General features: G+C 68.4%; 18 protein-coding genes. 10 read left to right on the top strand and 8 right to left on the bottom strand.

Annotated elements, in window-relative coordinates:
• Nucleotides 1-24 precede the first annotated feature (24 nt).
• Complete coding sequence (locus KLK06_RS03300; protein ID WP_214633739.1) at nt 25-1239, top strand: serine hydrolase; 1215 nt, start codon at nt 25-27, stop codon at nt 1237-1239.
• A gap of 48 nt (nt 1240-1287) precedes the next feature.
• Here the strand turns inward: KLK06_RS03300 and KLK06_RS03295 are convergent, their stop codons facing one another.
• The 4 genes from KLK06_RS03295 to KLK06_RS03280 all read right to left on the bottom strand — a co-directional run bounded on the left by KLK06_RS03295 (nt 1288) and on the right by KLK06_RS03280 (nt 7490).
• A complete protein-coding gene (locus tag KLK06_RS03295) occupies nt 1288-2631 on the bottom strand; it encodes an MFS transporter (RefSeq protein ID WP_250904764.1) in 1344 nt (447 codons plus the stop codon).
• Between the two features lie 96 nt (nt 2632-2727).
• Nucleotides 2728-3762, bottom strand: a complete 1035-nt coding sequence (locus KLK06_RS03290) for a hypothetical protein (RefSeq protein WP_214633738.1) — start codon at nt 3760-3762, stop codon at nt 2728-2730.
• A 142-nt stretch (nt 3763-3904) separates the two neighbouring features.
• Nucleotides 3905-5749 carry a S8 family serine peptidase gene (locus KLK06_RS03285; protein WP_214633737.1) on the bottom strand — a complete coding sequence of 615 codons (1845 nt, stop codon included), beginning with the start codon at nt 5747-5749 and terminating at the stop codon, nt 3905-3907.
• A 178-nt stretch (nt 5750-5927) separates the two neighbouring features.
• Nucleotides 5928-7490 (bottom strand): phospholipase A2, encoded by a 1563-nt coding sequence (locus KLK06_RS03280; RefSeq protein WP_214633736.1) that lies wholly within the window; start codon nt 7488-7490, stop codon nt 5928-5930.
• Between the two features lie 496 nt (nt 7491-7986).
• Here KLK06_RS03280 and KLK06_RS03275 point away from each other — a divergent pair, with 496 nt between their 5' ends.
• Entirely contained in the window at nt 7987-8577 is a 591-nt protein-coding gene (locus KLK06_RS03275) for a LuxR C-terminal-related transcriptional regulator (RefSeq protein WP_214633735.1), read from the top strand.
• Here KLK06_RS03275 and KLK06_RS03270 read toward each other — a convergent pair.
• Genes KLK06_RS03270 through KLK06_RS03260 form a run of 3 tightly spaced genes read right to left on the bottom strand, consistent with a single transcriptional unit; the run spans nt 8494 to nt 12532 of the window.
• Nucleotides 8494-9264 (bottom strand): flavin reductase family protein, encoded by a 771-nt coding sequence (locus tag KLK06_RS03270; RefSeq protein WP_214633734.1) that lies wholly within the window; start codon nt 9262-9264, stop codon nt 8494-8496. The two genes, KLK06_RS03275 and KLK06_RS03270, sit on opposite strands and share 84 nt — an antisense overlap.
• Before the next feature lie 3 nt (nt 9265-9267).
• Nucleotides 9268-11334, bottom strand: a complete 2067-nt coding sequence (locus KLK06_RS03265) for a tetratricopeptide repeat protein (protein ID WP_214633733.1) — start codon at nt 11332-11334, stop codon at nt 9268-9270.
• 1 nt (nt 11335) lies between these two features.
• Nucleotides 11336-12532: a hypothetical protein gene (locus KLK06_RS03260; protein WP_214633732.1), complete on the bottom strand. Its 1197-nt coding sequence runs from the start codon at nt 12530-12532 to the stop codon at nt 11336-11338.
• 402 nt (nt 12533-12934) lie between these two features.
• Here KLK06_RS03260 and KLK06_RS03255 point away from each other — a divergent pair, with 402 nt between their 5' ends.
• Entirely contained in the window at nt 12935-13405 is a 471-nt protein-coding gene (locus KLK06_RS03255; RefSeq protein ID WP_214633731.1) for a hypothetical protein, read from the top strand.
• Here KLK06_RS03255 and KLK06_RS03250 read toward each other — a convergent pair.
• On the bottom strand, nt 13402-14304 hold the full coding sequence (locus KLK06_RS03250; RefSeq protein ID WP_214633730.1) for an arginase family protein: 903 nt from the start codon (nt 14302-14304) through the stop codon (nt 13402-13404). The two genes, KLK06_RS03255 and KLK06_RS03250, sit on opposite strands and share 4 nt — an antisense overlap.
• A 218-nt stretch (nt 14305-14522) precedes the next feature.
• Between KLK06_RS03250 and KLK06_RS03245 the strand changes: the two genes are divergently transcribed.
• From KLK06_RS03245 to KLK06_RS03215, 7 genes are all read left to right on the top strand, one after another.
• Entirely contained in the window at nt 14523-15908 is a 1386-nt protein-coding gene (locus KLK06_RS03245) for an SPFH domain-containing protein (protein WP_214633729.1), read from the top strand.
• 199 nt (nt 15909-16107) lie between these two features.
• Nucleotides 16108-16485 (top strand): nuclear transport factor 2 family protein, encoded by a 378-nt coding sequence (locus KLK06_RS03240; RefSeq protein WP_214633728.1) that lies wholly within the window; start codon nt 16108-16110, stop codon nt 16483-16485.
• 204 nt (nt 16486-16689) lie between these two features.
• Entirely contained in the window at nt 16690-17475 is a 786-nt protein-coding gene (locus KLK06_RS03235) for a hypothetical protein (protein ID WP_214633727.1), read from the top strand.
• Nucleotides 17476-17715: 240 nt separating this feature from the next.
• Nucleotides 17716-18348 (top strand): hypothetical protein, encoded by a 633-nt coding sequence (locus KLK06_RS03230; protein WP_214633726.1) that lies wholly within the window; start codon nt 17716-17718, stop codon nt 18346-18348.
• Nucleotides 18349-18615: 267 nt separating this feature from the next.
• Nucleotides 18616-19038, top strand: a complete 423-nt coding sequence (locus tag KLK06_RS03225; RefSeq protein WP_308168080.1) for a hypothetical protein — start codon at nt 18616-18618, stop codon at nt 19036-19038.
• A gap of 879 nt (nt 19039-19917) precedes the next feature.
• Entirely contained in the window at nt 19918-22716 is a 2799-nt protein-coding gene (locus KLK06_RS03220) for a BTAD domain-containing putative transcriptional regulator (RefSeq protein ID WP_214633724.1), read from the top strand.
• A 428-nt stretch (nt 22717-23144) separates the two neighbouring features.
• Nucleotides 23145-23507, top strand: coding sequence for a hypothetical protein (locus KLK06_RS03215; protein ID WP_214633723.1), 363 nt, complete (start codon nt 23145-23147; stop codon nt 23505-23507).
• Nucleotides 23508-23768: the final 261 nt, after the last annotated feature.

Here is a 23768-nt window from a genome sequence, read left to right as displayed (position 1 = left end):
CGCGCGATCAATACGGTGACCGTCATGGAGATATACGTGGCTGAGGGCTTCGAGCCGGTGCGTGCGGCTTTCGCCGCCAACACGGCCGAACTGGGTGACGGGGGCGGGGCGTTCTGCGCGTACGTCGACGGCGAGCCGGTCGTGGACGTCTGGGGCGGCCAGAGCCGGACGGGCCAACCGTGGCGGGCCGGCAACCGTGCCGTGCTGATGTCGCTGACCAAGGGGCTGGCGACGATGTGCGTCCAGGTCCTGGTCGATCGGGGATGGGTGGACGTGGACGCGCCTGTGAGCACGTACTGGCCGGCGTTCGCGGCGGAGGGCAAAGCGGAGGTGCTGGTCCGGCACGTTCTCACCCACACCTCTGGTGTTCTCTGCTTTCCCGGCCAGCGGAAGCTGCTCCATCTGGACGGCACCGGCTGGGACGACTACGAGGCGATCGCCGAAGGCCTCGCCGCGGCCACGCCCGCCTGGACGCCGGGCACGAGTCACGGCTACCACGCCCTGACCTACGGCTGGCTCCTCAGTGAGCTCGTGTACCGCGTCACCGGCCGGCGCGCCGGCGACTTCTTCCATGAGGAGATCGCCGTCCCCCTCGGGCTGGACACCAGGATCGGCACACCACTCGCCGAACAACCGCTGGTCGCGCCCGTCCTCCCGTTCTCGTTCGCGGGCCTGCCGCCGGAGGCCGAGCGTCTCTTCGAGGCGCGGCAGGCGCGCACCCGCGATCCCGGCACGCTGGCCGGCCAGGCGTTCGCCGCGAGAGACGGCGCCACGTTCCTCGACCGTGTCGACACGTTCTTCGCCGACCCCGGCGTGCTGGCCGCCGAGATCCCCTCCGTCAACGGCACCTCCACGGCCCGCGGCATCGCCCGGCTCTTCGCGCTGCTGGCGATGGGCGGCGAGCTGGACGACGTGCGGTTGCTGTCACCGGAGACCGTGGCGGCCTTCAGCACGGTCCGGGTGAAGAGCCCTGACGCGATCAGCGAGGACGGCCCGGGCGCGCTCCTCGTCCCGAGGACGCTCGGCTATATCGGCAACTTCGCGGCTCCCGGCCAACCCCCGCGCTACGGTCCCACCCCCGAGGCGTACGGGGCCGAGGGATGTGGCGGCGAGATAGGCATCTGCGACCCGGTGAACCGCGTCTCCATCGGCTTCGTCCGCAGCCACCTGGCCATGTCAGGCGCGTTCTCCGCCAGACTTGTCGACACCCTCTACCGATGCCTGGCCGAGCGGAGCTGAGGCGGCCGGCAGGTTCGGCGGCCACGGCTGGTGCCCGACGGGCGGACGTCACGCGGGATGAGGCAGGCACTCTGGAGACGATCCCGGCGCCGTGGCCGGACCGTCCTTGATCGACCGTCCGGCGATGGCCAGCCCGGCCAGCGCCATGACCAGCGTGGCCGCGAACACCGCCCAGTAACCCGACCCCGAGGCGGTGAACAGCGCGGCGGTGACCGCCACCGCCACCACCGAGACCACCGACTCGCCCACCTGCAGCGCCGAGCTGTTCTTGCCCTGCTCCCCCGGCGCCGACAGCTCCAGCGTGAGCACCGACAGCGTCGGGTACACCAGCCCGATCCCGAACCCGGTGATGATCCACGCCGGATACGCCACCGCCACCGGGACCGAGGCGAACGCCACCGTACCCGTGATCAGGATGCCGAGCGCCATCATGGCCGAGCCGAGCCGCAGGTTCGTCTTCTGGCTGAAGAACTCGCGCCCCTGCACCCAGGAGGCCAACGACCAGGTCAGCGACCCGCCCATGAGCGCGAGCCCGGACGCCCACGTGGGCAGGTGACGGTGGTCGACCAGCATGAGCGACACCATCACCTCGGCCGCGAAGAACGCCCCGGCCGACAGACCGCGCAGCCCCACCACGGCAGGCAGCCCGCGGGCGGCGCGGAGCGTACCGCGGGGAAGGAGCCTCGGGAGCGCCACGGCCAGCACCACCATGCCGGCGATCAGCAGGGGCAGCCGTCCGCCGCCGCTGCCGTACTGCATGAGTCCCGCGCCGACGGCGGTCACGGCCGCCCAGCCGACCTTGCCGAGCAGGCCGGGGGCGGGCTCGCCCTGCCCGCCGCTCACGGGCTGCCCGGCCAGCCCGCGCAGCAGCACCAGGCCGGCGACCACGGTCAGGATCGGCACCAGCAGGAACACCCAGCGCCAGCCGAGCGTGTCGGTCACCACGCCCACGATCGCCGGCCCCACCATCGAGGGCACCACCCACGCGGTCGCGAACAACGAGAAGATCTTGGGATGCCGGCTCTCGGGGTAGACCCTGGCCACCACCACGTACAGCGCCACGCTGACCAGCGCCCCGCTGAAGCCCTGGAGGAACCGGCCCGCGATCAGCACCTCCATGGTCGGCGCCAGCCCGGCGACCGTCAGCCCCGCGGCGAACCCCGCCGCCCCCGTCCACAGCGGAGCCTGAGGACCGCGCACGTCCGCCCACCGGCCGCCGAGCACCGTGCCGATCACGCTCGCGGCCATCGCGCCGCTGAACGCCAGCCCGTACAGCTCCAGCCCGCCGAGGTCCCTGGCCACGACCGGCATGGCGATGGCGACCGCCATGTACTCGAAGGCCACCAGCGACACCATCGCCAGCAGGCCGGCCGTCAACGCGTTCCTCGTCATACTGTCGAACCTACGTTGACCTGCGGCTCCACACCTCCGGCGGGGGTCCTAGACCCGTACCGGCAATTAGCCCTAGGACCCCTCCGCATGCCGGCGTCAGCGGAAGTCGGAGAGGCGGAAGACGGCCATCATGTCCTTGGTCCTGGGGCCGCCGGGGTAGAAGGAGGCCTCCGCGCCCACCCAGCCGCGGAAGGCTCCGCTGTCGTCGATGATCTGCAACAGCGGTTTCATGTGGGAGTTGCCGGAGTAGCAGAACGTCTTGCGTTCCATGGCCAGGCAGGTGCACCAGTGCCACAGGGTGTCGCGACGGTCGGTGTTGGAGATCTTGGTGAGGTAGTACTGGATGGAGCTGACGTTCGCCTTGGTGCCGCCGCCGTAGTTGGGGCAGCCGCCGGACTTCTGGCAGGCGCCCTTGGACGCCGGTTGCAGGTAGGTCAGGCACCAGGTGGTGGTGGCGCAGCCGCGGAAGGCGGACTGGCTGAAGGGCTGGCTGGCCGAGTTCACGATGTGGTTGCCCGACCAGGAGACCAGGTCCTGCCGGAGCGCTCCGGGGAAGGCCCGCACGGAGCTCATCGCGCGGCGGGTGGTGAGCGAGGCGTTGCTGCCGTAGCCGTAGCCGTGGGTGGCCAGGGTGCTGTTGGCGAACTGGAGCTGGGCGAGCTTGCCGTCAGGTGACAGCCGTACGCGCCACTGCTCGGTCCAGGTCTGGTTGATCTTCCAGCGGATGCTCACCACGTTGCCGGCCACGGTGTAGGTTCCGGTGTGGGATTCGTCCGGGGCGCCGGTGTAACCGGGGGCGGTCAGGACGTCGCAGGCGCGTACGCGGGTGCTCTTGCCGCCTGCCTTGGTCGCGCAGCTCGAATCCGGGACGACACCAGTGGCCTGTCTGCCCTCGGGGTTGCGCTGCCACCACAGGTAGCTGTTCGCACTGACGGTGCCGTTGGTCTTGAACTGGTACGTACCCAGGCGCACCCAGTTCTGGGTGGACGCGGCGCGCAGGAAGCCCTGCGTGACCACGAAGTTGGCCTTTCCTCCAGGCAAGGCCGACAGAGATGATGCGGCACTGGCCGGACTGACTCCGGTGGCCAACAGCGTGAACGTCGCGAGCACCGCGGCAAGAACTGCGCGCACGGGAAAACCTCCTCGATTACGGTCTTCACCGATTCTTGCTTAGATTGCCGTTTGGTGCCTGCCTGTTGACTTATGTTCACAGCCGGTATTCACGATGGCCGGCCGCCGGCCCAACTGGGCCGAGCCGGCGGCGGGCAGAGCGTCAGCCGCAGTCAGGGATGACCGCGCCGTTGTTGTCGCGGGCCTCGTCGTTGCCCCACCGGCTCAGGTAGTACGCCGAGACGTAGGACCGTCCGCTCGCGCCGGAATTCACCGAGTCCAGGTCGGTCAGCAGCCACCAGTGATTGTGATCACCGGAGGAGTCCCTGACCTCCTTGCCCCAGGTCTTGCAGAAGACGTAGTTGGTCGCCTTCCAGAGCGTGCCCTGCGGCGTCGACCCATCCCACGGCCCGGAGTACCCCGTGGCGTTGGCGAAGGTGTCCACCCAGTACTTGCCGTCGCTCTTCCCGGTGCAGTCGGGGATGACCGCGCCGTTGTTGTCGCGGGCCTCGTCGTTGCCCCACCGGCTCAGGTAGTACGCGGACACATAGGCCCGCTCGCTCCCACCGGCCCGCATCGAGTCCAGATCGGTCAACAGCCACCAACGGTTGTAGTTACCAGCGGAGTCCCTGACCTCATCACCCCATTTCTTGCAGAACACGTAGTTGGTCGCCTCCCAGAGCTGCCCCTGAGACGGACACTTCCCGACGCAGTACGTCCACGGATACCCCTGAGCATTGGCGAAGGTGTCCACCCAGTACTTCCCGTCAGGAGGGGGCGTCGGAGTCGGCGTCGGGGTGGGAGTGGGCGAAGGGGAGGGAGTCGTCCCCGTGGCCGCGTCGTAGACATTGATCCGCGGCGTGGTAGCCCCCGAATAGCTGATCGCCTTGCCGTAGGACTTCAGTCTCGCCTCCAGCTCGCCGATGTTCGCGGACGGCAACGCCTGCCGCAGCACCGCGAACGCCCCCGCCACATGCGGCGCCGCCATCGACGTCCCGCTCATCGAGGCCCACCGCCCACCAGGCACCGAGGAGACGATGCCGGTACCCGGCGCGAGCACGTCCAGCAACGGACCCCGATTGGTGAACGTGGACAGCTCATCCGTGTCGGTCGTGCTCCCGACGGTGATCGCCGTGGACACGCACGCCGGAGCGCTGACGGCGTCGCCGTACCCGTCGTTGCCCGCGGCCACCACGGTGGCCACCCCACGCGCCCACAGCCGATCGATCACCGCCTTGCGCGGGTCGGCGTCGCAGGCGGAGGTGTACCGCCCGGAGCCGAGGCTGAGGTTGGCCGCCACGATCGGCACGCCCGATTCGTGCAGCGTATGCACCTTCTCCAGCGCGGCGAGCTGGGCACTGGTGAAGCTCAGCACGCAGGGCGCGCCGCCAGGCCCGCAGAAGTCCTCCGAGTCGAACCGGCTGAAGATCTGCATCGCCACGATGCCGGCCGCGGGCGCCACCCCCGGTCCGTCGGAGCCGCTCACGCCGACCCCACCGGCCACGATCCCGGCCACATGCGTGCCGTGCGCGCAGTCGAGGGAAGCGCACGGCCCCTGCTCGGAGTCGGCTGTTCCCGGCCCCTCGGCCGTTTCGGCCCCGTTCGGGCAGAGGCTGGTGGCGCCGTAATCGGCGTCGGCGGGAGAGAAGCAGGCCTCCGCGATCACCCGGCCGCTCAGGAACGGGTGCCGCACCGCGACCCCGGTGTCCAGTACGGCTACCGCGGTGCCCGTGCCGGTCAGCCCCGCCGCCCGGGTCTTGTCGGCGCCGATGAGCGGCACGCTCGTGCCGAGCACCGGCGGCGCGGGCCGATCCTCGACCACGCTCACGACCTCGGGCTGGTCGGTCAGCCGGGCAAGCCCTGCCCGGTTCACCCGCAACACCACCATCGGCAGCTTGGTGTACCGCCGCAGCACCGGATCAGCGCCGGTCGCGGCAATCAGGTCGGCTCTGGTCCTGGCGGTCACGATCACTCGGGCCGTTCCACCGGTGGACAACTGCTTGGCCAACCCTGTCTCAATCTTCGGATCATCCGATACGGCTCGCGCCGCCACCCCGGCGACCATCGTCGCGGCGATCGAGGCTAAGACCGCCAGTACAGCAGGCCATTTCTGCACGTGTGTTTCCCGTCAGTCGAGACGCTTTCTCAAAAAAGGGGGCAGGCCCGCGGCGGGCCTGCCCGACGAGTCAGGTCGCGTTCGCGCCGTTCCGCGGGTTGCCGAAGCGGACGCCCAGGCGGTAGACCCAGGCCCAGGCTCGGCAGTTCCCCTGCTTTTTCGCGCTGTAGGCGGAGCAGGTGTAGATCCGCAGGGTGGTGTAGAAGACGTCATCTACGTCGGTCTTCCGCCCCCTGTCCAGGTAATAGCGGTAGCCCTTGTACGTGTTGCCGATCAGCCCGTACCCGTAGTCGTGCATGTCACAGGCCGCACGGAAGTCGAATCCGCCGGGAAAACTGCCGACGGGGGACGTGCAATGGTCATAGAGGATGCCGACGACCCACCGGCGCGAGGGGAGCTGACGCCAGAAGGGCTTGTGCCAGCCGTAGTGCGCGACCCAGGCCGAGCAGCCGTTGCGGGTGTACCAGAGCCAGGCCGTGGCGAACCAGCATTGCCGGGGATATGCCTGGGTGCCGTCAATGCCGCCGGACGGGAACTCGGCGGTGGGCGGACCGGTGGCGGACGGGTCGGCGAGGCTCGGCGCCCCGGGGGGCGGCTGCGTGCTGCTCGCCGCGTCGGGGGCGTCGGGAAGGCCGTCGGGACCTGTGGAGGTGGCGGCGGGCACTGCCGAGCTACCGGCGTAGCTCAGTTCCCAGGCGCCCTTCTCCTCCGAGGTCAGGACGGATACCCGCCCGGAGGCGTCGTAGGCGTAGCCGGCCTGCTCGCCCACGCCCGGGTCGGTCACCGTGCGAAGGTAACCGGCGGCGTCGAAGCCGTACCTGGCGACGACCTGCGGCGCGTCCGAGCCGGTGGCCAGCGAGACCTCCTTGACGCGGCCGGCGAAGTCGCCGAACGTCCCGGAGGTGGCGGTCGTCGCCGTGGCGTAGGTGAAGGTCAGCACGCTCTGGGGGCTCTCACCGGCAGCCGGTTCTGTCACAGAGGCCACCCGACCCTGCGGGTCGTAGCTGACGGACGAGGTGCCGTACGCGGTGTCGCCCACGCCCGTCACCCGCCACGACGCCGAGTCGGTGGGGTTCACCTGGGCCCAGGTGTAGGTGAGGGCGTAGTCGGCCGAGCTGGTGGCGGTGCCGTCGGCGGGCGCGCCGAGGTCCAGGGCGGGCGTCTCGGTGACCGTGCTGCGCATCGCACCGGCCGCCGAGTCCCAGCGGGTCGTCTCGCTGAGCTTGGAACCGTCGGCCGCCTCGAACTTACGGACGCCGCCACCGGCCGGGAACGAGACGCTGCTCTGGAGGTCGTACCGGATGGAGCCGGACAGACCGCTCTCGGTGACCGTGATCGTGTCGCCCTGGGCGCTCAGCGAGCGGCTGGTGGTCCCGCCGAGGAACTCGGCCTGCCAGCCAGGGCCATATACCGCCAGGTCAGTGCGGTTGACGGTCTCCGGACGGGCCAGGCCACCGTCCACGGCGGCCACCCGGTGCCTGCGGCCGATCGATCCGGCCGCCACATCGGTCTCGCTCACTTCGAAGATCTTGCTCTCGGGGAAATACTGGCCCGGGCCGATCTGTTGAACGCCGCTTTCCGGCTCGGCGACCTCGGCGGCGGCGGGCACGGCGGCGAGGATCGGGAGGACCATGGCCGCCGTGACTAAACCAAGGGATAACTTACGCAGGCGTGAAGTAGGCATGCGCATACTCGCTCCTTCATCGGTTGCGGTGATCAATTACCTGGATCAATACGCATGGCGCGGTTCAGTCGAACGCGCCGCAGAATCCCCCGCTTTGCTCGCCGGCCTGAGCTCCTGCCCGCGAGTGAGAACACAGCTCCCCGAAGTGGCCCTTTTCCTGGGCACCTCACGCTCTCATGTGGAGAGAGCGAGAAACAGGTCAGCAACCGGACATTTACCGGTCCTTCGCGACGCCGGGCACTACGCCGATCTCTGTAATCACGAGTCACGTACATGTGTAATCGTCAAGAGTCATCTCTGTAATTGGCGACAGACCGCCTTCCGCTACCCAAGGGACCGAAATGCCGGGTACGCATCCCGACCCCTATTCATGACGAATTGAAGTCGATAGAACGCCTCTCCAGGCGGGCAACGAAAGGAGCAACTCGAGCATGAGGAGATGCAGGTGCATCACGACTCGGGGTCGTCCACAGCGCGCGTTCGAGCCGGCGGCGATTCGCCCGAGCGATCCGACGAGCACATCGCGGGGCTACTCGGTGGCATCGTTGACCCGGACACTCTGCGATTGCTCTGGGCCGCCTCCCAGGGGGACCGCACGCTGGCCGGCGAACTCGTCGGAATCGGCCGCGAGCTGGGCGTCCTCGCCTGTCGCGAGGGGGTGTGGCACTGGACGCCCACGCCCCACTCCCCCGCCGTACGGCTGGCGGAGCTGATCGAGACGAGGGCCGAAGGTCTCGAAAGCCCGCAACTGGACGCGCTGGAGAAACTGACGGGTCCGCTCATCGAGCCGCATGCCGCGATCGCGCGGGTACGGCGAGAACGGGCGGCTCAAGCCAGGCTGACGCCCCGTGAGCAGGACGTTCTGCGGCTGCTCTGCGAGGGGCTCAGCCCGACCGCGATCGCCAGGCGCCTGGGTTTGTCGCCGCGCACGGTGACCAAGCACCAGGAGCGGTTATACCGCAAGCTGGGCATCAGCGACCGGGTCAACGCCGTGCTCCTCGCACAGCGGTTCGGGCTCGTCCCCGAACCCCCGTGAGGCGTCGTCCCTGAACCCCCTTGAGGAGTCGTCCCCGAACCCCCGTGAAGTCGCGTCCCCGCATCCCCCCGGGGCGCCCTTCACGAATCCCGACGCGGTGTCCGCCACGAGCCCCCATGGGGCGCCGAGTCCGCGGAAGTCGCGCTGGTGGTAGAGCAGCGGAGACCCGCCGTACACGGCCACTCGCCGCACCAGGCCGATGACGATCGTGTGGTCACCGCCCGCCACCAGCGCGTGCACGGAGCACGACAGATGGGCCAGCGCTCCGGGCAGCACGGGCAGTTCGTCCATCAGCGCGTACGGCACGGTCGTACGCGCCTGGCGTGGACCCGCGCAGCGGCGGGCCACGTCGGCCTGGTCCTCGGCCAGCACGGTGACCGCGAAGCGCGCCGCTGAGCAGAACACCGCGTGCGACCCCGCATCCTTGGCCAGGCAGAACAGCACGAGCGAGGGGTCGAGCGAGAGCGAGCAGAGCGACCCGATGGTCACCATCCGCGGGCGGCCGCCATCGTCGAACGTCGCGACCACTGACACGGCGGTGGCGACGGTGGCAAGCGCATCGCGAAAGCGGTCTCTCGGGACGAGCGCCTCACGAAGGTGATGACCCTCGCCGTTCGCACGCGAGCCGGCGGGCTCCAAGGGGCCGCCGTTCGCGCGCCGGCCGTTCGGATCAAGGGGCGGGGGCATCGGTCACACCCCGGCCAGGAGTTTGCCGCAGCGTTCGCGGGCGGGCTCCAGCTCCGCCGTGTCGGCGCCGGGCAGGGACAGTGCCGCGTCGAAGTCGTCCACCGCCTGCCGGGGCCGGCCCGCCGCCTCGTGCGCGAGGCCGCGGTTCAGCAGCAGATCCGGATCGTCCCCGAGCAGCTCCAACGCCCGCGTCAGGTCGTCGACGGCCCCGTCAGGATGGCCGAGCCCGAACCTGGCCACCGCCCGGTTGACCAGCGCCGCCGCGTAGTCGGGCGCGGCCACCAGCGCCGCGTCCAGACGATCCGCCGCCCGCTCCGCCTCACCGCGCTCCAGCGCGATCATCCCCTGCAGGCACAGCAGTTCGGCGTCGCCGGGCCGTACTGCCAGCCCTGCCGTCACATCCGCCTCGGCCGCCATCAGATCGCCGGCGTCGAACAGCAGCTCCGCCCGCCTGAACAGGGTGGGCACGTCATCGGGCTCCATCTCCAGCACATAGCCGAAGTCCGCCAGCGCTTCGGCGACGTCTCCCGCCTCGGCCCGGCAGGTCCCCCTGTTGTAGTAGAGCTCGGGGTACGGCGGCGCCATGGCGACGGCGCGGTCGTAGTCGTCCAGCGCGGCCTCCAGGTCGCCGCGGCGGCGGGAGATCCTGGCGCGCTCGCTGAGGTAATCGGTGTAGTACGGGTCCATCTCGATCAGCTTCGTGAAGCCCTCGTAGGCCTCCTCGTGCCGCCCGAGCGCGGCCAGCAGCCGGGTCTTGTTGTAGAGGAGCTGGGAGCGGTGCACCACCCAGTCGTCGGGCGTCAGCTCCTGGTCCAGACGGGTGATGCCCGCCTCGATCAGTTCCAGCCCGCGGTCGAGGTTGCCGCGGTGCATCTCGATCAGCGCGAGCGCGTTGTCGTTGAACACCTGGCGCGTGGTGCGCTCCCTGGGGTCGGGCAGCAGGGCGGAGATCGCGACCGCGTTGTTCTGCCAGGCGAGTGCGGTCTCGTGGTCGCGGGGCGTGAAGAACCTCGTGTACAGCATGGCGATGCCGTAACTGGTGATCATGTGGGCACGCGCGTCGGTGTAGCGGGTGCGCAGGTCCATGTACAGCGCGTACGCCTCGTCCGGGCGGTCCAGGGGCACCAGCGCGTTCGCCGCCAGCGAGGTGAACAGCCGGAAATCGTCCGGGCAGGCGTCCGGGTCGGTCACCTCCCTGCCGCGCAGGCCGAAGTCGACGGTCGCGGCCGAGAACCCGATCTCGGCGCTGAGCCGCAGCGCGTCGGCCAGCGCCTCCCGTCCGCGCCCGCCGGGGTCGCCTCCGCGTTCGAAGTGATAGGGGATCGCCCCCATTCTGAGCCCGTAGCCGGCGCCCGGGGCCAGCTCGGCGGCCCGCCGGTCGTGCAGCTCGCGCCGCAGCCCCGCGTCCGCAGCCTCGTACGCGGCGATCTCCGCCGGATCGTCGCTGACCCCATCGGCCACCACGAACGCCCGAACCAGCGCGTCCCCGCCATCAGCCGGTTTCACTGGGGAGGCGGACGAGGGCACGGCGATCATGTCGGCGTATCGCGTCAGCGCCGTAGAAAGCTGACCGCCGAGACCGTCGCGCCGGCCGCCGGCCACCACCCGCAGCGCCTCCGGATCCCCCCGCCGCAGCAGCAACGCGACCAGCTCCTGCGTGGTCTCCTCAGCCGCGTGCAGGTCGTCGAAGACCACCACCAAAGGTGCCTGTGCCACCCGCGCGTACTCGGTCAGGAACGTCACGATCCCCTGATTCATGCACCGGATCATCTGCGCCCCGTAGAACCGGGTCCGCTGCTCGAACGGCCCGGTGAACGCCAGTTGCCGCGGCCCCGCCCCGATCACCTCGGCCAGCTCGGGAATCCCGTACAGCAACGCGATCCGATGCCGCTCGACCAGCTCCGGCCACCGCGCGAACGCCTTGGGAAGCACCGCGTGCAGCACCGTGTCGATCCCGGTGTAGGGACCACGCAGCCGCCGATGGCACCCGGCGACGATCCCGGGTCCGTACTCGGCGGCGGCGCGCAGCCGGTCGGCCCGGCGGTCGCCGACGATCCACAGGTGACGCATGTCAGCTCACTTCCTCGGTGGTGACGGAGACCGGGCGCCTGCGCTTGCGCCGGGCCAGGTAGGCCGGAAGGACGAACGCGGTGGCCACGAGTGCCAGCCCCAGCACCCCGTCCCAGAACGCCGGATGCAGCGGCCCCTGCCGCATGCCGTGCGCCGCGGTCTGGACGTACTGCACGACGACGGGCGCGGAGCCGAGCACGGCGATCAGCAGCATGACGGTGACGCCGAGCACGATGAAGGGGCCGTACCACCGGCCCACGCGGCGGTCGTGCTCGGTCCACTGCTGCTCGTCGACGAGCCGCCGAGTCCGGCCGAGCAGCCGCCAGACGCGGTTGCGCAGCAATGCCGTGCTGGCCTCGTGCAGGTCGTGGCAGTTGAGCGCGGTGGCGAAGACGTAGTAGAGGTCGGTGCGCATGTAGAGCTGGAACTGCCAGGCGAAGCGCATCACCACGGTGTACGCGAATGCCAGCGCGATCCGGCCGATCAGCGAGAAATCGCCGTCCGGTTGCCGGGTGGCGTCCGCGACCAGTTCGAGAATCGCGAACACCACCACGTCGCACGCCATCCCGGCCAGGAACGGCAAATATCTTTTCGCCCGCGGAACGCTCAACAGCCCGTTCATACGCGTTTCGAAAACAATGTACACATATCTGTTGCTGACGCCGAGCCGGCTGCGCAGTCCGAGTCGCCGGCCGGCCAGCGTGTGAAATGCTTCGTGAAAGAATATCAACGGCAACTGCCCGAACGTTATCCCGAGCTGCACGACGAGCAGCGAATCGGTGAAGAAGATGTGCCCCGGGCGCGGCGCGAGCGCCGGATCACCGACGATGGCCAGCACCGCGATGGCGAACACCGCGGCGTAGACGATCCAGGCAAGCGGGGAGAACGCGGCCCGGCCGAGCCACCGCAACGGGAGACGCCCTGTCCCGGCCTGCTCCTGCGCGATCACCGAGGTACGCACAAACCCCAGCTCATGCAGGGTCTCCAGGAACTCCTCGATGTCGACAGGCTCACCGTAGGTGTCCTCGTACCAGCGCGCGGCGCGCTCGGGAGGCACGCCCCTGGCCATCTCGCGCAGCAGGGCGGCGCCGTCGGCGGGCAGGACCGCGTACGAATCGGCATCGACCCTGCCGACCACCACCTCGTCCCCCTCGGGGACGAAACTCAACTCGTGAAAAGCAACCGCGACGTCACCCATGGACATTCTCCGTAGGAAAAGGCGGGGCCGTGCACCGGAGCGCACGGCCCCCCGTTATCCGCTATTCGCGCGTCAGTTGCTGGCCGGGTAAGGGCAGGAGCAGGCGGCGCTCGTGAGACGCACGTCACCGGTACGGCGGACGGAGATCTTCTTGATCCGGCTGGTCGACTTCATGGAATCCTCCTGGGGTGTGTTTCGCCGATTTCGGCGACAGCACCAAGAATGCATGCCCACGAAGTTTCCGCACATTAGCAAAATTGCGTACGCCCGGATCGCCACCCGATGCGCCATCATGAGCCACGAGCTGAACCCAGACCATGGAACCCGGCCGTGACGGCTCCGCCACCGAGCGTCTCGTTAGAGTGTCAACCCTGAGTCGCTCTCCCCGTTGTGAGGACAAACATGGCGGACGAACCCGCTAAGCCGCGACGGCTTACTGTCTACGCTGAAGTTGCTGCTGTTCTAGCCCTTGTCGTGGCGATTGTCGGCGTGGTCGTGGCCGTCTTCGCCCTTGAGCACGACAAGGAAGTCGCCGCTGGAGACTCGAGGGCCACTCCCCTGGTTACGGTCACGCAGTATGCCCCGACTACGGATGACCAAAACACAGAAGACGCAAACTCTTCCTCACCCGGTTTCTGGAGTGCGACCGGAGTAGTGGCCTTGACCATACTGACCGGCCTCGTCGCCAGCTTTCTGGTTTTCAAATCCTGGGAAGAACTCGTTTCCGACTTTGGCGCCTTCCTTGTTACGGCCGTCATCGCGGGGGCGCATACTTTCGCGCTCTCCCTTCTGGGGCTCACTCTGATCTGGGCGGTAATTCTGGCGGTAGTGTTCGCGGCGATCGGCTTCTTCGCCAATGTGTTCGCCACTTAACGTACAAGGGCTTCCGCGTGGGCGAACGCGTCGAGCAGGCAGCCGGTGAGGTGGCGCCGCGCTTCGCCACTGGGGTCGAGCGTGGGATTGTAGATCGTAACGTCGAGCGCCGCGACCCGCCCATCGGCCAGCAGCGTCCCTGCCAGCATCGCGAACTCCCGGCTGCCGACCCCGTCCGGCAGCCGGTAATCCACTGCCGGCATGAGGGCGTCGTCGAGCACGTCGGCGTCGACGTGCAGGAGGAACCTCTCGACGCCCGCGCCGTCCAGGTGGGCGAGCGCCCGCCGCGCTGTGGCCTCCACTCCCGTCTCGCGCATCTCCGCGAGGGAGACGACCAGGGCGTCAGTGGCGCTCAGCGCGGCGCCGGTGTCCCGCTGCTCGTCGGGGTCGCGTTGGCCGATCAGCGCTGCGGCGCGGTCGGCGACCAGCGGCTTCGAGCCGTCCAAGTCGGCGATCACGTCAGTGCCGTGCCCGAAGGCGAGGTACAGCTCGGAGTCTGACGCCTCACCGGTCGGGGAGTCCTCGGGCGGGTAGAAGTCGGTATGCGCGTCGAGGAATACCAGGCCATGGGCACCTCTGCGGCGCAATGCCAGCAGGCTGCCGAAGATGACGCTGTCGTCCCCACCGAGCACGAGGGGAAAGCGGCCCGCGTCGAGCACGTCTCCTACCGCGACCGCCTGGCGCAGTGCGACCTGGGCCATGGCCTCGGCGTTGAGCAGCCGACTCGGATGAGTGCGATCCCGCGAGTACGACGGAGCCTCCACCACCGGCCCGACGATCGCGCCGAGAGCTTCGGCCAGGCCTTCGTCAAGCAGCGCACCACCAAGTTGCTCGACGCCGGGCACCAGGCCGAGGTTGGTACGCACATGGATGATCTCCACGTGGCTACGGCGCCACATCCCGGCTCCTTTCCCCAGGCGCTCTTACCCTGCCGGGTCACGCCCACTCCGCCGGCTCGACGCCACAATGCTTCTCAAGCCCTAGCCCGTGGCGCCGCTGGTGGCCAGGTACAAGTCCCGTGCGTCACGTTTGCCCGTCAGGGGGCGCATTTCGGTTGCGGTGATTCGGCGGCGTAGACGAGACTCATCGGCAGTCGTGAGGTGAGGCGGAGGGGACGATGAGCACCGCTGACCGAGGCAACGCCTATCTGGAACAAGTGGTCGCGCAGCAGGCGGTGCTCGAGGACGATCTGCGGGCACGCCGCAGCTCCACCCCCGGTGAGCCGATGCCCGCGGCGGCCCCGCTGGTCAAGCGCGAGCGGGCTCTGGGCACGGCACCGGACAGGCTGACGCCGGGGCCGGTGGATGTCCGGATCACCGGCTTCTGGCGCTGGAAGAACGTCCTCGTCCCGCCGAACGCCTTCGTCGTACACACCCGCCGCGGCCGCGAAGACCCCCTGCACATCGGATTAGGCGTCTCATTCCGCTTCAACCCCGCCACGGACTCTTTCCTGGTGGTTCCGGGCGCCACCCAAACCATCCTGATCAACGCGTACTGCATCTGCCAGGAACTACAAGGCGTCTTGGTGCAGGGGTACGTTCAGTGGATCATTCACACCTTCCCCATCGCCTACCGCAAACTGGACTTCGGCGACCCCGCGGATCCGATGAGGCTGGTCAACCTCCAACTGCGCGAGCAGGCGGAGGCGGCCATCAAGGACAAGGTCGCGACCATGGGTGTCCGCGACGTGCTCAGCGACAAGCAGCCCATCATCGAGGAGCTGACCGCCCGGCTGCGCGCGGTGGCCGAGGGCGAGGCGGACAGCGACCAGGGGCTCGGCCTGCGCATCGTCACCGTTCAGATCAAGGAGGCCGTCGTCAGCTCGTCGCGGCTCTGGGAGAACCTGCAGAAGCCCTACCGGGCCGAACAAGGACAGATCGCCCGGCTAGCCGAACTGCGCTCCGAGGAGGCCGTCGCCCAGCGCGAGATGGCGACCGAGCGGCTCAAGGAGACCCAGCGCCTGGAGTACGAGCGGGAGCTCGCCGAACTGCGGGCCCGCAACGAGGCGTGGCAGTTCGACACCGAGGTGGCCGAGCGGCTGCGGCGTACCCAGCGAAAGCACGACGACTCCAGAGCGGTGGCGGAACTGGAGACCGAGACCACCCGGCACGCGCTGCGGATGGAACGCGAACGTCACGCCGAGGAGGCCGAGACCGGCCGGCTCCGGGTCCAGCGGGAGCAGGAGCTGAAGCGCCTTGAGCTCGACGGCGAGCTGGATCTGGCCCGCTCCCAGACCCAGTCCGACCACGACCGGGCCCTGCTCGACGTGGAGCGCACGCGACTGCGGGCCGACATCGACAACCAGCAGAGCCCGGCCAGCCTGCAGGCCAAGCTGATCGGCCTGCTGCCCGAGATCATGGCGAAGCTCCCCAAGCCGGAGGAGCTGCGCATGGTGTCGATCAACGGCGGCGACCGTACCACTGTGTCCGGGCTGCTGTCCGAGCTCGCCATCGTGGTCGGCGTACTGCGCTCCGCACTCGACGGCGACCGCCCGGCCTCCTGATCACCGCGCTAGAGCCCGCCATAGAGGCCATCGCGATATCGATCGTGCACACCGCCGGCAGCCTAAATCAAATTGACCGGACATTCACCGGACATTTCACCGCGCGCTGACAGAGGAATCTGTGGAAACCGAGCAAACGGGTCCACCGTGACAATTCCCCCTTTCCCATTCCGCAATCTCACGCCTATGCTCGGCTCTTATGGAGTACACGGAGAAAGAGACGGTCTTAGGCCTTCAGCAGCAATTCGACGCAGCCGAGCTGGCCGCGGACGCCGAACGCCTGCGCGAACTGCTGGCCGACGACTTCCAGTCAATCGGCCCCAAGGGGTACGTACTCGACAAGGACCAGTGGATCGGCCGCCATGCCCAGTTCCAGTACCACGCCCTGGACACCAGCCAGATCGACGTCCGGATGTACGGCGACACGGCGATCGTCCGCAACGTACAGAGCAACAAGGCGACCTCGCACGGCCGGGCGGTGGCGCTGCGGGTGCGGGTGTCGCAGGTCTGGGTGAAGCAGGAGGGGACGTGGAGGCTGGCCGGCATCCAGTTCAGCCCGATGGCCGACGACGCCTAGCCCGCACTGCCCCCTGATTGCCGATCACGGTCCCCCGACCCCCTCTGACCTGGAACGAAGAGCCATGGCCGCGGTCAGCGTCCCGTCAACCCCTCCGCATTACGGTGATCACCGTGACCGGATCCGACGGTGGATCGCCTGGGCCGTCGTCTCTGCGGCTCAGCTGATGGCAGCCCCGGACGCGCTGATTCCGACAGGAGGTTGATGATGACCACACCGACGACCTCACGGCTCGGTCCGGTGTTGCGGCACTGGCCGGTTCTGGTCGGGGTTGGGGTGGCCGCACTCGTGATCCTCGACATGACCGCAGGAGTCGAGCTGGCGAAGCTGCTGGCCGCCTCGGCGGTGGTGTACCTGGGGGCGTCCGCCCTGGGAAAGCAATCGGCGACCTGGCCCGTGTTCTTCGTGACCCTCGCTGTCATCTTGGCCGCGGACATCATCGACGAGGACTTCGAGGCGACCTGGGCGGTGCTAGGCCTGGGTGTGCTGCTGGGTGGCTACGGCCTCGTACGACGACTGCGTGAGGGCACGCGCCCTGACCCGGCGGGGCTGCCGTCACAGTCGCTCGCCATGCTCGTTTTCGGCGCCGCGGCCACGCTCGCGCTGTTCGTCAATGCGACGGTTGGCAGCTTCCTGGTGGCGCTGGGCCTGCTCGGCCACGCTGCATGGGACGTTTATCACTACAGGACGAACAAGGTCGTGTCCCGTTCACTCGCCGAGTTCTGCCTGATACTCGACACGACCGTAGCTGTGGCGATCATCCTCCTGACGCTCCTGCGGCCTTCGGATTCGCTGCCTGATCGAGGCTTCGCCACCACGCTTGCCACGAAGCAACTTCTCAGAAGCTCTCCACCCGGGGACTTCCGAGAACGGCGGCAGGAGGCGGTGTCGTCGGCCATTTTCGGTCGGGCCGTCCCAGCCCCCACGTCTCAGGACATGAGCACTTCGTCGGCGACGGTCTGGCCAGAGCGGATTGCGCCGTCGATGTAGCCGTACCAGCGGATTGCGGTCTAGCTGCCCGGGCAGGGCATCCCGTGCGACGGCACCTTCGAGCATGCCGCCGTCGCGATCGGCGGGCATACGAATAAAGCCAGCCATACCCGGCCAAAGCCGTACCGCCCAGTCAGAATCGCCTGTCCTCGCCGCCAGAGAATCGCCGCTGGCGCGAAGTCCAGGGCACCGCCTACCTTCTCTCGGGGGCCCGGGTCACCAACCCGAGGGGGGACACAAATGATCACAGTCCAGGGAACGGACTACAAGGAAGTCAGAGATCTGATCCTGGAGCTCGTCTGCCGGGACGACGTGGTGTGGAGCAACACCTTCAGCCCGGTGCTCCACACGATGCACGCGAACAACGACGTCTTCCAGGACTTCCCCGAGTTCCTGACGCGCCTCGCGACCGACGCGGCGGCACTCCCGGTCGGCACGGTGTACGAGCTGCCGTTCGAGATCGTCGACGTGCTGGCGAAGCTCTCGAAGCCCGTCAAGCACTTCACCAGCAAGGCGCAGGTGCTCAGCACCTTGCAGCCAGAATGGATCGTGCTCGACAACCTCTGCTTCGAGCTGGCGGAGGCCAACAAGATCAACGGGCAGATCCTGCACTTCGGCGACATCGACACGACCAAGCCGCAACACGTCGCCGTGCTCAACGAGATCAACCGGATCACCGCTCAGATCATCCAGCTCGTCGTCCGGGGCTCCAGCGCAGGCAACCCGCTCATCCAGGCGCTCGTCGGAGTCGGGTTCTGCAACACGCTCTGCCGCTGGGTGACCGGCGAGATCAAGTGCAACATGCAGGCGGGCGGAAACCTCCGCAAGGATCTCGCGAAGGTCTCGTGCACCAAGCCGCCGGGCCGGCAATGACGTGAGACGGCGGGGCGGTCCTGCGGGGCCGCCCCACCGTGCTGTTCACGCGCAGTCGGAGGTTATGGCGGCAGGCCAGGGTGAGATGGGAGGCCGGCGGGAGGTACGCCGTCGGCAGGTAGCGAGCGGCGTAGACGGTACCTTCGCACGCACGAAACGGACAACAGAGCCAACATGTGCGAACCATCACATTGATCACAACTCGTGGGCGGCGGCCGTGAGCCAGTGGTACGCATGATCACACCAATGGAAATCGAAAGGATATTCGTGCGCACACGCAAGCTGGCGACCCTCCTGGCCGGCGCGGCCGTGGCCGCCACCACCACGCTGGTAGCGGGCGCCGCCCCGGCCAGCGCGGCCGGACCCTGCGGCAGCAGCTACACCCGGGTCGGCGTCTACGCCATCTCCAGAGGAGACGGGACCCGCACGGGCACGCTGGAGGTGTACTACAGCTCCAGCGCCAGAAAGAACTGCGCCCTGACCTACGGCTACGGCTCCTTCGCCAACACCAACAGCTGGAAGAGAGTCACGATCTCGAGAGGCGACGGCAGCGGAGAAGACACCGATGCCGGGCACTACACGACCTACGCCGGCCCGGTGTACGTCTCCGCGCCCGGCCAGTGCATTGACGTCGCCGGAACGGTACCGGACTGGGTGACCCGCGAACTCAACAACGTGCACTGCGACTGAACCTCTTGCGACCAGACCGGGTGCCCTCCAGCGGAAATGTGGAGGGCACCCCGCAGGGCACTGCGTGGCTGCTCGGCCACGAATGACGTGCCAGAAGAGGTCGTCTCGCTTTGACCTGCTAAGAGGGGTCAACCACCCCAGATAGCCATCGCACTGTTCGGACACTCGATGATCCCGTTCGAGGCCGTCAGGTCCGCGTCGGGGAGATGCCGGTCGTGGCTTCGGTTGGGGCGGGTATGCGGACTTGCTCCGCGATGATCATGGTTGGGCTCGGTCGCCGGAATGGGCGCCGGCCCTGGCCACATCCCCGCTCGCCCGTACAAGCAGGTGCTGATCGGCGTCGCGTCACCCACGAGTTCCTTACCTGGGTCACCGCGAGAGCCGCCCGTTGACCGCTCTCGGTCCCACGCCGTTAGTCTGGATGGAAACGATGTGAGGGCGTGATTGCGAGCAATGGCAACAAGTCCGAGCAGGAAGAATGGTTCAGCTAAAGGCGACCCTATGGCCGAGAAGTCATCGTCGGCCGACCACATTGATCTCCTCGAATGGCATCTCGATCGACGACCGGCTCCGTTCATCATGGGCGCCGTGACCGGCTGCGGACCGCGCTACTGGCCCGATGCCGGGAGGAGAAGATCGAACCGCCGACGCCAGGCTGGATCGAACGGCTCTTGGGCGCTGCGGAGCCGATGTTCGAGCGGCATTTCACCGAGACGACCGTGGAGCGGTCTGACGCCGAGGACGAGGGCAGCAAGGCGGCAGGCATCGGTGGCGGGCGGGCGTTCTCGCAGGAGTTGAAGCAGGATCCGAGGCCGCTGCGGGGCATGGGCGATGCGCTCGCCTTCTTCGGTCATCGTACGACCCGGCTGGGGGAGAGCGATGCGAGTCGAGTTCCGGCTGCTGGGCGAGGTGGGCGCCCGGGTGGACGGCAGGCCGGTCGATGTCGGGCCGGCGCGGCAGCGCTATGTGCTGGCGGTGCTGCTGGCGGAGGCGAATCACCCGGTGTCCATGGATCAGCTCGCCGAGCGGGTCTGGGGTGAGGACCAGCCACCACAGGCCGCGGGTACGTTGCGCAGCTACCTGTCGCGATTGCGGGCCGCGGTGCCGGTGGTCGAGGAGTGGGGCATCCGGCGTCGTTCCGGCGGCTATCTGCTTGAGGTTGACGAGACGGCCGTGGATCTGCATCTGTTCCGCCGACTGCTGGCGCAGGCGCGGGGCGGCCGGAGCGGTGCGGAGCCGACGGCGCTGTATGAACGGGCGCTGGCGTTGTGGCGCGGCGAGGCGTTCGCCGACCTGGACACGCCCTGGTTGGCGGCGCTGAGGCACACGCTGCAGGCCGAGCGGTTCGCCGCGCAGCTCGACTATCACGACCTCCGGCTCCGGTGCGGCGAGGACGCCATGTTGCTCGCCGACCTCGCAGCGCTGGCGGCCGTGCATCCGCTGGACGAGCGGCTGGCCGGTCAACTCATGATCGCGCTGTATCGCAGTGGCCGCCAGTCAGACGCCTTGGCGTACTACGCGCAAATCCGGCGCGGCTTGGCCGAGGCGTTAGGGACCGATCCCGGCGTTGCTCTCCAGGGGCTCCATCAGCAGATTCTCACCGCCGACCCCGCGCTGGCCCCGGCGGCGGTACACGTCGCTGTGGCAGCGCGCGGCGTCGCTCTGGTGCCGCAGACCTTGCCGGCGGCGCCGCCGTTGTTCGTCGGCCGAGACCGGGAACTGGCGGGTCTCGATGAGGCGCTGGCCATACAGCAGACGACGGGTACGGTGCGGATCGTCACGATCGACGGCTGCGGCGGTATCGGCAAGACCTGGCTCGCGCTGCACTGGGCGCACCAGAACGCGGACGCGTTCGCCGACGGGCAGTTGTACGTGAACCTGCGTGGCTTCGCCCCCTGCGACGCGCCGATGTCGGCGACGGTGGCGGTGCGGACCCTGCTGGGCGCCCTTGCCGTCGATCCGGCGGCGATCCCGCCGATGCTGGACGCGCAGGTAGCGCTGTATCGCAGTCTGGTGTCCGGCAAGCGCATGCTGATCGTTCTGGACAACGCCCACGACACCACCCAGGTGACGCCCCTGCTGCCGGGAAGCCCGTCCTGCTTCGTGCTGGTGACCAGCCGCCACGAGCTGGTCGGCCTGATGACCGGTTACGGCGCCCACCCGATCACGTTGCCCCCTCTCGGCCAGGCCGAGGCGCGCCGGCTCTTCACCCGCCACGTGGGCAGCCGGCGGGCCGCGGCCGAACCTGCGGCCGTGGGCAGCCTGCTGGAGCTGTGCGCCGGGCTGCCGCTCGCGCTGAGCATCATCGCCGCCCGGGCGAAGGTCCGCCCGGACTTCCCGCTGCAGGCCCTGGCCGAGAATCTGGGCAGGGACTCGGCCCGGCTGGACGCCCTGGACGCAGGAGAGCCGACCGCCGACCTCAAAGCGGTTTTCTCCTGGTCCTATCGCACCTTGTCGGCACCGGCCGCCAGACTTTTTCGACTATTGGGTACGCACCCCGGTCCGGACGCCGACGAGGAGGCGGCGACCAGCCTGGCCGGGCTGGAGCCTGCGCAGACGCGACGGCTGTTGACCGAGCTGACGCGGGCGCACCTGCTCATCGAGCACCGGCCGGGTCGTTACACCTTCCATGATCTACTGCGCGCCTACGCCGCGGAGCAGGCCCGCACGCGCGATACACAGGCCGCCCGGCGTGCCGCGGCGCACCGCGTACTGGACCACTACCTACACACCGCTCACACCGCCATGCTGCTGCTCTACCCGCACCGCCATCCGATCATCCTGTCCGCGCCGCGTGACGGAGTGCGCCCGACGGTCCTGACGGACCCGCAACAGGCGATGGCCTGGTTCACCGCCGAGCACGCGGTGCTGATCGCCACTGTGCGGCAAGCCGCCGACCTGGGATTCAGCACCATCACCTGGCAACTGGCCTGGTCCCTGGTCACCTATTTCGACCACCAAGGACACTGGCAGGACCTTCTCGCCACGCAACAGACCGCGCTGGACGCCGCGCAGCGGCTCGGCGATCGACTCGGCCAGGCCCACGCCCACAGCGGACTCGTCCGGGCCTACACCCGGCTGGGCCGCCATGACGACGTCCGCGCCCACGTCGAGCAGACGCTCACCCTGTTCGGCGTACTCGGTGACCGGGTCGGCCTGGCCAACGCCCACCGCGGCGTCGCCTCACTCCTGGAGACCCACCAGAACTATCGACAGGCGCTCGGCCATGCCGAGCAGGCCCGAGATCTCTACCAACAGGCCGGCCATCGCGCCGGACTCGCGCACGCGCTCAACGCGATCGGCTGGTATCACACCCTGCTGGGCCACCACGACCAGGCCCTGACCCACTGCGAGCAGGCCCTCGACCTGCACCGCGAACTCGGCCACCAGCACGGTCAGGCCACCACCTGGGACAGCCTCGGACACGCGCACCTGCATCTCGGCCACCACGCCCACGCCGCCGCCTGCTATGAGCAGGCCCTGAACCTGTTCCGAGAGGTCGCCGACCGCTACAACGAGGCCGCCACCCTCGTCCACCTCGGCGACGCCCACCACACCACCGGCCACGACCAGCCGGCCGACCATGCCTGGCGGCGCGCACTGGAGATCTTCGAGCAACTCGGCCACGCCGACGCCGACCAGATCCGCGCCAAGATCCACGATCACCCGGAACGGTAGCGCGTCCAGGCCCCGCAACGAACCCACAACGAACCCACAACGCCGTTCAGGCATGCTGATCCGGTGCGAGCGCAAGTCCCGACGCAGAACTCCCTCCGATCACCGTGCACCAGCCCAGCCTGCCGATCCTGCCCAGCTATGGAGACCTCATTGACGCGCCCTCATCGGGGCGGACTGCGGCGCGGACACGCGTCATCGGCAACCGAAAGGAGGTAGCGGTGATGAAGGGCGAGCCTTGACACAGTAACCGCAGAAATGGCGTTCAGCGGAAGCCGTTTCCCGCGGTAGGTGGTCTACCGGGCGCCGGAGACGGCACTTCCGATTACCAGCGGCAAATCTTTTCGCACATCAGTGTCCCTTCCCCTGTGGGGATACAGGCACACCAATGTGCCATGTCCTCACACCTCTCCATTCCAGATAGGAGAACCATGCGGACCAAACTGTCGAGGATACTCGTCGGAGCCCTGATTCTCACGGCAGGAACTGCAACCGGGATCCCGGCGGCATCGGCGACCACCTCCGCCCTCCCCTGTTCGGTCTACGCGAACCCCCCATTCGCCTATGGCGTCGGCGAGATCCGAGGAATCGGCGGCTCGACGGGCTGCGGGGAGACGAATATCGAAGCACGCATTTACCAGGACAAGGTCGGGCTCGACGCTCTGGTGGCGACCGGCTCGGGGTCAAACCCGATCAGGGTCTACGGCAGCTGCAACTGGGGCCACGGCAATTACTACACCCAGACCATCAGCCGGGGTGGCACGGTGGAATCCCAGCGCGTGACGCTCTGCTGAAAGCATCCTGAATGAAAGTGAGGACCTTCGGACCTGGTTCGTCCATCACCCCCGAAGGTCCTCGCGCCTCGGGACGCCGCGAGCCGTCCGGCGACCACGACCGCATTTATGGACTCTCAATCACTCCGCAGGCCATCGCACGCGAGTTCCGCAACCGTCCCTTCTGCCGCCAGAAGCCGGCCGCGCCTCGACGTTGGCGAGCCTTCTCATAAAATGAGTGTTCGAGAAGAGGCGGGTCGCGGCCGGATGGCGTCACGACAG

Origin of the sequence: Nonomuraea sp. NEAU-A123, assembly GCF_018603905.1 — a bacterium.
Lineage (GTDB): Bacteria > Actinomycetota > Actinomycetes > Streptosporangiales > Streptosporangiaceae > Nonomuraea.
This window is presented reverse-complemented; position numbering and strand designations above follow the sequence as displayed.

Bases quoted from the DNA above. Each gene is read 5' to 3' on its own strand.
- KLK06_RS03300 (WP_214633739.1), top strand. From the start codon at position 25: ATGGAGATATACGTGGCTGAGGGCTTCGAGCCGGTGCGTGCGGCTTTC.
- KLK06_RS03295 (WP_250904764.1), bottom strand. From the start codon at position 2,631: ATGACGAGGAACGCGTTGACGGCCGGCCTGCTGGCGATGGTGTCGCTG.
- KLK06_RS03280 (WP_214633736.1), bottom strand. From the start codon at position 7,490: ATGGTCCTCCCGATCCTCGCCGCCGTGCCCGCCGCCGCCGAGGTCGCC.
- KLK06_RS03270 (WP_214633734.1), bottom strand. From the start codon at position 9,264: ATGCCCCCGCCCCTTGATCCGAACGGCCGGCGCGCGAACGGCGGCCCC.
- KLK06_RS03265 (WP_214633733.1), bottom strand. From the start codon at position 11,334: ATGCGTCACCTGTGGATCGTCGGCGACCGCCGGGCCGACCGGCTGCGC.
- KLK06_RS03260 (WP_214633732.1), bottom strand. From the start codon at position 12,532: ATGGGTGACGTCGCGGTTGCTTTTCACGAGTTGAGTTTCGTCCCCGAG.
- KLK06_RS03255 (WP_214633731.1), top strand. From the start codon at position 12,935: ATGGCGGACGAACCCGCTAAGCCGCGACGGCTTACTGTCTACGCTGAA.
- KLK06_RS03250 (WP_214633730.1), bottom strand. From the start codon at position 14,304: ATGTGGCGCCGTAGCCACGTGGAGATCATCCATGTGCGTACCAACCTC.
- KLK06_RS03245 (WP_214633729.1), top strand. From the start codon at position 14,523: ATGAGCACCGCTGACCGAGGCAACGCCTATCTGGAACAAGTGGTCGCG.
- KLK06_RS03240 (WP_214633728.1), top strand. From the start codon at position 16,108: ATGGAGTACACGGAGAAAGAGACGGTCTTAGGCCTTCAGCAGCAATTC.
- KLK06_RS03235 (WP_214633727.1), top strand. From the start codon at position 16,690: ATGATGACCACACCGACGACCTCACGGCTCGGTCCGGTGTTGCGGCAC.
- KLK06_RS03230 (WP_214633726.1), top strand. From the start codon at position 17,716: ATGATCACAGTCCAGGGAACGGACTACAAGGAAGTCAGAGATCTGATC.
- KLK06_RS03220 (WP_214633724.1), top strand. From the start codon at position 19,918: ATGCGAGTCGAGTTCCGGCTGCTGGGCGAGGTGGGCGCCCGGGTGGAC.
- KLK06_RS03215 (WP_214633723.1), top strand. From the start codon at position 23,145: ATGCGGACCAAACTGTCGAGGATACTCGTCGGAGCCCTGATTCTCACG.